This is a genomic window from Bacteroides salyersiae, assembly GCF_031172035.1.
GTDB classification, from domain to species: Bacteria; Bacteroidota; Bacteroidia; order Bacteroidales; family Bacteroidaceae; genus Bacteroides; species Bacteroides salyersiae.
In genome coordinates this window covers 4,106,138-4,118,538 of record NZ_CP133452.1, presented here as the reverse complement: position 1 = coordinate 4,118,538, position 12,401 = coordinate 4,106,138, and the positions used below count along the sequence as shown (strand labels likewise).

Here is a 12,401-nt window from a genome sequence, read left to right as displayed (position 1 = left end):
TGTATCTTTTCCGGATAGGAATAATTAAAAGGGGAAAGGCGAAGTATAAAAAATAGCGCAATAGATTTCCGATTTTCGTGTGGTGAAATTTTGTATTGGACTTGCAGCACCTGACCTCCCATTTTGTATTGTCTTTGGATAGCTCTTTGCTGAAAGCCCAATCTTGAGGTACGTTAAAGTCCGCGAGTATTATATTTTTCATTATATCGAGAAGTTGATTGAATGGATTGTCGGATATTAATTTATATTGCATTTAAAAATACGTCATACATTTGTTGAGCGCACTTTTCCCATGTGAAAATTTGTAGCCGTTTTTGTCCTTTTGCCTTGAGGGCTTCTAATTGAGCATTGTCAAAATTGAGTATTTCCTTTATGGTATTACTTAATTCTTTTGAATTTTCTGATTTGAATATTAATGCCGCATCTCCTGCAACTTCGGGGAGCGATCCTGCATCGGAACAGATAACGGGAACGTTATAAGCCATTGCTTCTAATATAGGAAATCCGAATCCTTCAAAGCGTGAAGATATAATTGTTGCTAAACAATTAGCATATAAAGAAATGAGTTCATTATCGCTAACTCTTCCAAGGTATAGAATATTAGAATCGGCATATTGATCTTTTGATAAATCTTCTAATAGTAAATTGTGTCCTTCTCCTTGAGGACCTGCTAAGGCTAGTTTAAGATTAGGATTATATTTCCGAATTTCTCTAAATGACTTTAACAGTATATCCAATCCTTTCCCTATATAATCCGTACGTCCTGGGGTAAACAGATATGCACCCTTTTGTAATTCCCATTTTTTTAGTACAGAGTCGCTCTCTGCGAAAGTTGCGAAAGAGTGTGGAGAGCTTCCATTATGAATAACGTTAATTTCTTTGATAGGTACTTTTAAAAATATTTCCATGTCTCTCGCCGTAAATTCTGAAACGGCTATAAACACTTTAGAGCGTTTTATCGAACGTGGAATACATATTTTTTTTCTAAATATAGTTCTTGCAAAACTATATTTATTTTTTATATGATACTCACCTAAGTCATGAAATGTTGTGAGAACTGGAATATCCCAATGGCCAGGGAAGTGATTGCATCCACTTGGAATCCAAAAGCAGTCAAAATCTTTGGAAGTCACTTCTTTTTGAGAAAGAAACTCTAACCAAAAAGCTTTCTTGTATTGGTTATCTAAATAAGGTATATATACCGTTTGGGTAAATGGATACTGTTCTTTTAATATGTATTCTGCTTGTTTATTGCAAAAAATAGTCCAATTAACACTCTTGTTATAACTATAGATTGATTCTATTATCTTCTCAAAACACAGTTCTGCACCGGCGCGCCGACCATATAGTGTATAGATTGTTGCAATATTCATTGTTTTTATGTCTGGTTAATTCAAAAGACAAATTTAATGATTTTATTTGGAAATCGTTTTTCTTTTTGTTTCTTTAACTCGATTATCATGCTGATTTTTTCTGCAAAAATAATAGTGCAAAGTTTTAATACTTTTTCCACTATGTTTTTATTTCAATAGTTCGTTAAGTTTGAATTAACATAAAGAAAGTAGGTCAAGTCCTGCCAATTTCATTAAATTAAGAATAACCACATCTTTAATTATAATGAACCATGCAGAACTTGACCGATATCTTGAGATTATTAATGTGCACCTGTTAGGAATCTGATACGAAGATAAACAAATGCCGTGATAAATTTATGCTTGAAGTGCTATATCTGTAAGTTGGTTAAATATACTTACTGTCTGGGTTGTTTTTGGCTTAGTTGTACGGAGTAAAGCCAAACGTGGTCTGGAGATTTCAGGAATTGGTGTTATGGACTTGGATTTGCCCACCTGTTTACATCTCATTCAACAGTTTTATTACCAACGCACTATCAGCCATTGCTGCTACTTACTGTTTCTTTGAAAAGAAGTCTGCCGTTGATGTGACGAGCAATGAAGTTTTTGAGTTATATCGAACTTACGCTAAATCAAAACAGCGGCTTAATTTTTTATTTTTGAGTGTATTATTGTAGTTCCATTTTAAATTCCCTGATTTTTAACCATGAATCGGTTTGTTTATTTGTAATGCTTAGATTATATTCTCCCGGGGTTAAATAAACATTTCCCATATATTGCCATTCAAAACAGGAAAAACCTCCAGGGGTTGCTTGATTGTTTCCTGTCAGGGTGATTCCTTTCCCGAAGTCGAATGTAATCTCCCCTGGATAAAATCCAGCTAATAATGTATTAATCTTGTATACGCCACCGTTTATAATTCGTATCTGATAATTTAGACGTTTTCCCGAATACCAATTAATGCATGGTTTGGTATCAAAGTCATCAATAACAACCTCGCTAATTTGTGCTCCTAATGCATCTAAATGAATTGTATGATCGATTTCTCTACTTCCTTCTTTCAAATTTGGTTCACTCTTAAATTTGATATTTAGCATGGTACATAAATCTGAAATTTTCGCTCGCGGCAGTCCCGTTAGATGTAATCCGATTCCGTCAACAGCTTCTACCTGGAAAGCCATTTGAGGATTGGCAGGAAACGAAAGCTCGACTTCATCAGGCGCATTCATTATCCCGGGCAACCATAGTTCGCCACTACCGTCCCAATAAAAAATGTGATAGTAAAGATGTTGGATATTGCTTATTTTCCGCCATGTCGTGGGGCCATAAGGCAAATTAAAACGGAACGGGCTTTTACGGGTTTCATAAACACCCTCGGCATTTGTATGAATCCAATCACCGACCGTCTCTAATATCTCTTGACATTTTTCCGGGATTGTCCCATCTGCACGCGGCCCGATATTGAGTAATAGGTTTCCACCTAACTTTTCGGCGCGCAACAAACACCATAAGACATATTCGGGCCTTTTCCAAGTCGTATCAAACTGATTATATCCCCATGAATTATTCATTGTCATACAAAGCTCCATGTTGTCATATTCTGTCTCTTCATCCATAGACTGCTCTGGGGTAGCAAAATCGCCTTTATAAGAAGGTAGTGTAGAAAGACGGTCGCTTTGAATGATGGTTGAACTTGAATTTGTGATCAAGGAATTACAACGTATGGCAAATTCTTCATAGGGGTTAACAGAGTCCCACCAGAATATATCAGGATGATAGCGGTTTAATAATTCGGATATCATAGGATAGGTGTAGGTCTCCATGTATTCTTGATTTTCGGCATACGAATATTCCTTCATGCCCAATTCGGGTATAGCACCGATTCCTCCAGGATGCATCCAGTCACGAGTGTGCGAAAAATAAATTCCGAATTTCAAACCAGCGTCACGGGCAGCTTTAGCAAGGGGGGCAATAAGGTCATTGTTCCAATGAGAGCCGGCAGGACTTTGCGAGATATTCCATTGGGTAACATCGCTATTCCACAAACAGAAACCTTCATGATGCTTTGCTGTCAATATGATGTATTTCATACCCGCCTTTTGTGCTAGACTGACTATTGCTTTTGGGTCGAATTTTTCAGCTGTAAATTTCGAAGCATATTTACGATAGGAATCCCGAGGTATGGATGCTTCATAGAGTATCCATTCGGCTCCTGCCCCCGGACCAATTTTTATAGAATCTACTTCGTGGTTATTTTGGTTTCCTAAACTTTGGAAATGAACAAATACGCCATCTGTGTTTTTTCCTATATATTCTCCTGCCAAAGCGGAATATATCCCATAATGAATAAACATACCGTAACGGGCGTCATTCCACCAATCCATTTTGGATAAAGCGTTTGTTGTACTGTCTATATCACTTGAGGCTGGTGGAAATGGTCTTTCTACTAGAGGGTCTGTACAGCATATTATAGTCCACAATGTGGGTAAAAGTATCAGAATTTTATTCTGATGTTTCTGTCTTTTTAAATTAACCATAATTATTAAACTGCTTATGTCTTGTATACTTAAAATTTTCTTGAAATATTTGTAAGTTTTTATTTGACTTATTACTTTGTTTTATTTATTGAATAATTTTCTACTTTTCTACTTTTCTACTTTTCTTACAGGAAATTATATTGAAAAATGGCTTTCAAATGAGACTAAGTAAAATTCAAACAGACTTTAACTCTTTACCTTTCGATAATTATGCTATAATCTATAACAAATTCCATTATTCGATTTCCGTGTGTTACGATTTTGCTAGCATCTGCTTTACGGCACAATGTGATAATATCCTTTTTAGATAGCAGATGTACAATTACCTGTAGTCCATTTTTCCAATTAGTCTTAAGTAACCTTCAAACAATGGAGTTGACATCCAGTGTAAAAAAGGAGTTTGGGTATGTACCTCAATAGGGAATTTCAAATTGAGAGTTGTAGAAAAAAAACAGCATGATGCATTTGTTGTAATTCTTTTAAAAATAAAAGTTGTTTTTCGCGATTCTCTATATGTTCAATGACTGCACTGCCCCATCCTATATCAAAAGATTTATCAGGGAAAGGAAAAAAATCATCGTAAATAGCAGTTTGGATATTTGGGCATTTCTTTTCAAATACATCTTTTTCATCAATACCCAGTTTGGTTATATTACTAGGGTTATAGTTGGCAACACCGGATTCTGTATTTGTAAAACCTACATCTAAGACCTTAGAATATGGGGTGAATTTTATACTATTTTCGAAATATGTATATTTCTGTTTTCTATTGAACGAACTTATTTTATCTGTGATTTTCATTGTTTAATATGTCTTTTTTGTGATTTTTGTATACGGTTTTGAATGGAGTGTATTCAGTTACGTCACCTGTGGAATATTATTGTATATTAGGTTGAATCCATATTGTTTGTTTTTGATGTATTAGGTCTGCAATTTGAATTGATACTATACAAGATATTTATATGTAGTATAGAGAACGTGGTATTTATTAATGAAATATCAAGAAAAAATCCAATTTGGTAATTTTTGCATATTAGATTCATCATCTTTGTTTTTTGGTGATTTGAAACTTTTAACACTTTTGATTTATCTATAAAACTGATATATTCTTACTTATTGATTGCATTAGTTTATAACTATTCAAGGAAAAAAGTGACTCTACTATTATGATAATATCATTATTCTATATACTATTCTTTTTTTCTCTAATTTGTATTATTTTATATTTAAAACTTAGTCTTGATAAATTTATTGCATTCGTAGTATAATTTTTTACTTTAATTATTTTAATCATATAAAATTGATTAACTTGTGTTTTGAATAAATTATGTGAATTTCTGGCATATCTCCAATAAAACACCTAATTTTGTACTCATGATTGAATTAGCACAGCACATAGAAGTCTTGTTATTAGAGAATGATTGCGTAATCGTTCCCGGATTTGGAGGTTTTGTAGCATACTATACCCCTGCAATGCGGGTTGAAGGAAACACTTTCCTCCCTCCTACTCGCACCATCGGTTTTAATCCGCAGTTAAAGTTGAATGACGGATTGTTGGTACAATCATATATGGCTGTGTATGACACGAACTTTTCGGATGCTACTAAGATAGTAGAAGAAGAAGTGGCGGAGTTGATTGCGGTGCTTCATAAAGAGGGAAAGGTAGACTTGGCAAATGTAGGAGAATTGAGGTATACGATTCATGGTGCCTATGAATTTATTCCTTATGAGAACAGAATTACTACACCTTATTTATATGGACTTGATTCTTTTGAGATGAAAGAGTTGGCAGTTTTGCATAAGCCGGAAGAGAAAGTGTTGATTCCTGTGGCAGCTCAGGAGAGAACAAAGCCATATGAAATTAGGATAAATCGCGCTGTTTTGCGTAATGCCGTCGCTATGATAGCTGCAATTGCGTTATTTTTTGCGTTTTCTACTCCAATAGAGAATACGGCTGTTGAAAAAGATAATTATGCCCGGTTACTTCCGATAGATTTATTTGAAAAAATCGAGAACCGATCTGTAGTGATGACTCCTGTTGAGGTGAAACAAGAGACGAAAAAAAGTGTGACAACGGCGAAGATATCGCATGGGGCTACCTCTTCTGAAAAAGAAACAGGAAAAAGGGCAACGAAACCTCTGGTGGTGAAAGAAGTAAAGGTTGTTAAACCTGTAGCAGAGAAGCAGATGGAAGATAATTATCACATAATCGTAGCCGGAGGTATTACTTTAAAGGATGCGGAGATAATGGCTGAGCAGCTTAAGGCGAAAGGATTTCATAGAGCTAAGGTTTTGAATAGTGATGGTAAAGTTCGTGTAAGTATCATGTCGTATGCTACTCGTGAGGAAGCTATGAAGCAACTTCTGAAAATAAGAGAGAATGAAGCTTATAAAACGGCATGGATGTTGGCTAAATAAATATGATTCCCCTATTTCCCTATTATAAAATATGAAACGAGTTCGTTGTCCTAAATGTGAGAATTATCTGTCTTTTGATGAAACGAAATATACCGAAGGTCAATCTTTGGTTTTTGTTTGTGAGCATTGTGGTAAGCAGTTTAGTATCCGTTTAGGGAAAAGTAAGGTGAAAGCCTCCCAGAAAGAAGAAGTATTGAACGAGGATGCTTGTAAGGGTGAGTTTGGATGTATTGTTGTTATTGAAAATGTATTTGGATTCAAGCAGATATTGCCTTTGCAAGAAGGAGATAATGTAATTGGACGCCGCTGTGTCGGTACAGTTATAAATATGCCGATTGAAACCGGTGATATGAGCATGGATCGTCGTCATTGCGTTATTAATGTGAAGCGGGATAAATTAGGAAAGTTGGTCTATACTCTTCGGGACGCTCCCAGTCTTACAGGTACTTTCCTGATGAATGAGGTTTTGGGTGATAAAGATCGTATCCGTATAGAAGATGGGGCTATTGTGACTATCGGCGCTACTACTTTTATACTTAGAGCGGCAGAATCAGAATGAACATCGTTCTGATTTTAACATTGTTAATCCCGTTTCTTGCATATTATTTCTTTTCTTGCAAAACATTTATTCTTTGTCTGTAAAGAAGCGTATTCTTGCCGGCAAAAGATTGTATTTAAGATGGTGTTAATATTAATTTCTTGTACAAAGGAAATACGGCTCTTTTTATTTTGATATTGATGATGTATATGGTTGATATATATATGATTATCTCGTATATGATTAACCTTTCTTTTTTTCTCCGAAGTTTAAAGAAGCGTTTGGAAAAAGAAGCGTTTGGTTTATACTTATCGATTTAGCAATTTAATTTTTTACCTATTGACATCGATAAAATTATCTGGTATGTGATGATGGCTGATGTATTGTGTTTGAACAAACTTGGTTCCTGTTTGTTCTTTGGCATATAAAATCACTAAACCCTAACGAAAATGAAAGAGAAAAACAGAACATGGATTATTATTGCCATTATCATAGCAGTGTTGTTGTTAGGCTATTGGGTATTGTCTTCTCCGAGAGTTGAAAAAGATGTGAACCAACAGTCGAAAGAAGTTATTGAAGACCTTACAATCGATTGATTTTTTAGAATTTGTTTAAATTACGCTCTGCATTATTTTGAAGGCTATTTTTGAGGATGTTTTTTTGTTTTTAGGAGGATAGCAGGTTATTCTGACGGTGAAAACAGAAAAGCAGATTGAGAATAAATTTAAAATAAACTGATAAAACTTTTTAAAGGAAAATTTAAACAGTCTCTATGATTAAGTGAGAAAGAGCAGCTTCCCATAGTGAAAAGACTGCTCTTTTTTGTTTAATTGAGACCGGTTTCTTTTTATAGACAATACTTAAAAGATAAGGCGGACTTTTATGCATTCTCGGTTGTTTAGAGAATGCTTTTTACTGTTTCCAACATACCTTTTTCTTGAATAGAATCAAGATCGGTTTTCACTGCATCAGTCAATCCCGGTATATTGTTCAAGTTTTCACCCCAGATGAATTCTGCGCCCAGTACACCTTCTGCAACTTTTCGGGTACAACCTGTTGCCCATAAGTCTTTCAATAGATTCATTATTTCCGGAGCATCGTTTGGTACGATTTCAGCACCATCGGCACGAACACCGCCTTTGTAATAAGTAATGATAGCTGCCAGTCCAAGTACCAATCCTTTGGGAAGTTCACCCTTACGTTCCAGGTAAGTTTTCAATCCCGGAAGGTCACGAGTTTGATACTTGGGGAATGAGTTCAGCATAATGCTTGTTACGGCGTGATCTACAAACGGATTATTGAAGCGTTCCAATACGTCATGGGCGAATTTGTCCAGTTCATCTTTCGGCAGATTGAGGGTTTCCATCAACTCGTCGAACATCACTTTGTGGATGTATTGGCCTACCACTTCGTGTTGGCAGGCATCTCGTACGATATTGATTCCCGACAAGTAAGCTACGGGAGACAACACCGTGTGCGGACCGTTCAACAATGTCACTTTGCGTTCGTGGTAAGGTGCTTCGGACGGAACGAACAGTACGTTTAATCCCGCTTTGTCAGCAGGGAATTCTTTCGCAATTTCTTGCGGTGCTTCAATTACCCACAAATGGAATATTTCAGCCTGAACAACCAGGTTGTCGTCGTATTGCAGTTTTTCTTTGATTGCATCGATGTCTTTACGGGGGAATCCCGGAACAATACGGTCTACCAATGTTGCATATACACCGCAAGCTTCTTCAAACCATGTTTTAAATTCCTCTCCGAGGTTCCATAACTCGATATACTGATAGATTGTCTCTTTTAATTTATGGCCGTTAAGGAAAATAAGTTCGCATGGAAAAATGATCAGACCTTTGCTCTTGTCTCCGTTGAATGTTTTAAAACGATGATATAGCAGTTGGGTCAATTTGCCCGGATAAGAAGAGGCGGGTGCATCGTCCAATTTGCAAGATGGATCGAAAGCGATACCGGCTTCGGTGGTATTAGAAATAACAAAGCGCATTTCCGGTTGTTCTGCCAACTTCATAAATTCGGCATTTTGCGTATAAGGATTTAAAGCACGGCTGATGACATCGATCATTGTCAGGCTGTTTACGACTTCACCTTTATCCAAGCCTTGCAGGTTTACATGATAAAGATCGTCCTGTGCGTTTAGCATGTCTACCATACCTTTATCGATAGGTTGAACTACTACTACGCTACTATTGAAATCGGTTTTTTCATTCATGTTGTAGATAATCCAGTCTACGAATGCACGTAAAAAATTGCCTTCACCAAATTGGATAATACGTTCCGGGCGTTGGGCCTTAGGAGCTGTTTCTTTGTTTAATGCTTTCATGTTAATTGAAATTATAAAATTAATATGTTATGTTATTCAAACTCAAAGTAGAAATCAATGTTTTCTTTTAAGAGAATATCGATCGGCATATATTTCAGTGGTTCGACCGGTCTTTTAAATACGATATCGTCACATAGTGTTTTTACGCCGCAATAGCCTTGTAAACCAGGGCGTTGTCCGAGCAGATAAGTGACTTCTCCCGACTTTAGCAGTTCCACATTGTCCTTCAAAAGGTCGTATCCTATCAAACCTTTCATTCTTTTACCTTTTTTGTGCAGATAATTTCCTACCTGATAAACCCGGGAATTGAAGGCTCCTCCCAATGTTGCTTTGGGATGTTCCGAAAAAAAGACATCCAGTATTTCGTCATTCTGCTCCGGATTCTCTTTATTGAGTATCACATCGTAGGTTATCGTATCTCTATGTTCTTCGGCCAAATAACTCATGAAACCTTCCAGGCGGCGTTGCATCTGTATTTCTGCCGGATTTTCTTTATTGTTGTTTAAGAACAAGGCTATCTCCTGCCCTTCCGAATAGTTTCGCATTAATATTTTGGCAGCGATATATCCGCTTTTATAGGAATCTTGTCCGATATATATCAGTGGTTTGGCTTCTTGTATGTCAAAGTCGATAAATGCAAAAGGTATTTTCTTCTTTTTTAAATACTCAAGCATGGGGAGGGTGTCTTCTCTGAAGTTAGGGGCAAGCAGCAGTGCATCTGTATCACTGTTCTCTATTGTTTTGCATGCTTCCTGATAAGAACTGCGATCTCCATGTGTGTAATACAGGTAGTCGACGCTCACATTGAAAGGGCGTAGCTCCTGTCGGGCGCGTTCGATACCAGTTGCTACGGAATGCCAATAATCATGTTCATTATAATGAGGTATCATGCAGGTAATTACATACTTCTTTTTGGCGGCCAGTCCGATGGCAAATACGTTGGGCTGATAATTGATTTCATCAAGCACCTTTTGTACCTTCTCTTTGCTTTTCTCGGAAACATCCCCGCGATTATGCAATACTCTGTCTACTGTACCGGCAGAAACTCCTGCCATACGGGCTATATCTTTAATGGTGTAGTTCTGGTCTTCCATAGCTCTAAAACTTAAATATTATAAATATTCGCTGCAAATATACGAATTATTTTGTTTCTACAAGTAATTTTTCTACTTTTGTGTTCGATAACGGTTAATAAAACTAAAACAAAAATCAAGCCTATTAGCTTTACAATCAATACTATATAGGTTACGATATAGGAAGTAATTATTTTTTATATTTAAAACACAGTAGAATGAAAAACTTTATGGATGAGAACTTCTTGTTGCAAACAGAAACTGCACAGAAGTTGTATCACGAACATGCGGCTAAGATGCCAATTATTGATTACCATTGCCACTTAATTCCTCAAATGGTTGCTGATGATTATCAGTTTAAATCACTGACTGAAATCTGGTTGGGCGGCGACCATTATAAATGGCGTGCAATGCGTACCAATGGTGTAGACGAACGTTATTGTACAGGTAAGGATACTACTGATTGGGAGAAATTTGAAAAATGGGCAGAGACTGTTCCTTACACATTCCGTAATCCGTTGTATCACTGGACTCATCTTGAACTTAAAACAGCGTTTGGCATTGATAAGATTCTGAATCCGAAGACAGCCCGTGAAATTTATGATGAGTGTAACGAGAAGTTGGCTTTACCGGAGTATTCCGCTCGTGGCATGATGCGTCGTTATCATGTAGAAGTGGTTTGTACTACTGATGATCCTGTTGATTCATTGGAATACCATATAAAGACTCGTGAAAGCGGATTCGAGATAAAGATGCTTCCCACATGGCGTCCGGATAAGGCAATGGCAGTAGAGGTTCCTGCTGATTTCCGTGCCTATATGGAAAAACTATCGGAAGTTAGCGGCGTCACCATTTCCGGATTTGATGATATGGTGGCTGCTTTGCGCAAACGTCACAACTTCTTTGCCGAACAAGGATGTAAATTATCCGATCATGGTATTGAAGAGTTTTATGCAGAAGATTATACAGATGCAGAAATCAAAGCTATATTTAATAAGGTGTATGGCGGTGCCGAATTGACCAAAGAAGAAATTCTGAAATTCAAATCGGCTATGCTTGTCGTATTCGGTGAGATGGATTGGGAAAAAGGTTGGACTCAGCAGTTCCATTATGGTGCTATCCGTAATAATAACAGCAAGATGTTTAAGCTTCTTGGTCCGGATACGGGCTTCGACTCAATCGGTGAATTTACTACGGCAAAAGCAATGTCTAAGTTCCTCGACCGATTGAATTCGAATGGAAAATTGACAAAGACTATCCTTTATAATTTGAATCCATGTGCAAATGAGGTCATTGCAACGATGTTAGGTAACTTCCAGGATGGTACGGTAGCCGGAAAAATCCAGTTCGGTTCGGGCTGGTGGTTCCTCGATCAGAAAGACGGTATGGAGAAACAGATGAATGCTCTTTCTGTATTGGGTTTGCTGAGCCGTTTTGTAGGTATGTTGACAGACTCGCGTTCTTTCCTCTCCTATCCGCGTCATGAGTATTTCCGTCGTACGTTGTGTAATCTGGTAGGCCGTGATGTAGAAAATGGTGAAATTCCGGTTTCCGAAATGGAACGTGTTAATCAGATGATTGAAGATATCAGCTATAATAATGCGAAAAACTTCTTTCAGTTCTAAAAATAATACAGGCAAGACGAACATGCCCGTATAGATAGTAAAAAAATACCGCAAGTAGGATTAGAAGTCTCTTGCGGTATTTCTTTTTTATGTTAAAACCATTTTCTTTTCTTCTTGACCGGTTCTTGTTTGTGTATTTCGGCAAAGGTCTTATTTCCCTTTATCATTTGATAAATTACTCCCCAATCGGGAAGACCTCCCAAGTTGCGGTCATCTATAAACATTTCCGCATTCAACTTACGGGAGCGGTCACCTTTGGGAGCGTCGTCTTCCGGATAATCGCTATTGACTGCATAAAACTCGAGTCCCCGTGCTTTGCACCATTCTACGGCTTCTTCTAACAGTTTTCCTTCGCGTACGCTCCACAATATCAGCCAATGTCCCTCTTGTTGCAGCATTTTTAAAGTATCGATGGCAAAAGGAATTTCTTTACCGATTTGTGGATAACGATGTTCTACAATTGTTCCGTCAAAGTCTACAGCTATTTTCATTTTATCATTTCTTTGGTGTTATAGCGGAC

At 37.1% G+C, this 12,401-nt stretch carries 10 protein-coding genes; 4 read left to right on the top strand and 6 right to left on the bottom strand.

Annotated features, from left to right (window positions below):
• Positions 1-242: 242 nt before the first annotated feature.
• The 3 genes from RB604_RS15495 to RB604_RS15485 form a co-directional block, all read right to left on the bottom strand.
• Positions 243-1,373, bottom strand: a complete 1,131-nt coding sequence (locus RB604_RS15495) for a glycosyltransferase family 4 protein (protein WP_055294468.1) — start codon at positions 1,371-1,373, stop codon at positions 243-245.
• Between the two features lie 647 nt (positions 1,374-2,020).
• Entirely contained in the window at positions 2,021-3,736 is a 1,716-nt protein-coding gene (locus RB604_RS15490) for an alpha-L-fucosidase (RefSeq protein WP_229104153.1), read from the bottom strand.
• 579 nt (positions 3,737-4,315) lie between these two features.
• Positions 4,316-4,690, bottom strand: a complete 375-nt coding sequence (locus RB604_RS15485; RefSeq protein ID WP_055294473.1) for a class I SAM-dependent methyltransferase — start codon at positions 4,688-4,690, stop codon at positions 4,316-4,318.
• A 573-nt stretch (positions 4,691-5,263) separates the two neighbouring features.
• Between RB604_RS15485 and RB604_RS15480 the strand changes: the two genes are divergently transcribed.
• The 3 genes from RB604_RS15480 (at position 5,264) to RB604_RS15470 (ending at position 7,441) form a co-directional block, all read left to right on the top strand.
• Complete coding sequence (locus RB604_RS15480; RefSeq protein WP_055294518.1) at positions 5,264-6,307, top strand: HU domain-containing protein; 1,044 nt, start codon at positions 5,264-5,266, stop codon at positions 6,305-6,307.
• A gap of 31 nt (positions 6,308-6,338) precedes the next feature.
• The gene (locus tag RB604_RS15475; RefSeq protein WP_007481012.1) at positions 6,339-6,866 is read left to right on the top strand and encodes an FHA domain-containing protein; all 528 of its coding nucleotides are present in this window, start codon (positions 6,339-6,341) and stop codon (positions 6,864-6,866) included.
• Positions 6,867-7,294: 428 nt separating this feature from the next.
• Positions 7,295-7,441 (top strand): hypothetical protein, encoded by a 147-nt coding sequence (locus RB604_RS15470; protein WP_005931831.1) that lies wholly within the window; start codon positions 7,295-7,297, stop codon positions 7,439-7,441.
• A 302-nt stretch (positions 7,442-7,743) separates the two neighbouring features.
• On the opposite strand, the gene RB604_RS15465 is transcribed toward RB604_RS15470, so the two are convergent.
• Positions 7,744-9,183, bottom strand: coding sequence for a tagaturonate reductase (locus tag RB604_RS15465; protein ID WP_005931835.1), 1,440 nt, complete (start codon positions 9,181-9,183; stop codon positions 7,744-7,746).
• Positions 9,184-9,215: 32 nt separating this feature from the next.
• Positions 9,216-10,277 (bottom strand): LacI family DNA-binding transcriptional regulator, encoded by a 1,062-nt coding sequence (locus RB604_RS15460; RefSeq protein WP_005931837.1) that lies wholly within the window; start codon positions 10,275-10,277, stop codon positions 9,216-9,218.
• Positions 10,278-10,474: 197 nt separating this feature from the next.
• Between RB604_RS15460 and uxaC the strand changes: the two genes are divergently transcribed.
• Positions 10,475-11,881, top strand: a complete 1,407-nt coding sequence (uxaC, locus tag RB604_RS15455; RefSeq protein WP_055294475.1) for a glucuronate isomerase — start codon at positions 10,475-10,477, stop codon at positions 11,879-11,881.
• A gap of 92 nt (positions 11,882-11,973) precedes the next feature.
• Here the strand turns inward: uxaC and RB604_RS15450 are convergent, their stop codons facing one another.
• A complete protein-coding gene (locus RB604_RS15450; protein WP_021935930.1) occupies positions 11,974-12,372 on the bottom strand; it encodes a BT0820 family HAD-type phosphatase in 399 nt (132 codons plus the stop codon).
• Positions 12,373-12,401 lie beyond the last annotated feature (29 nt).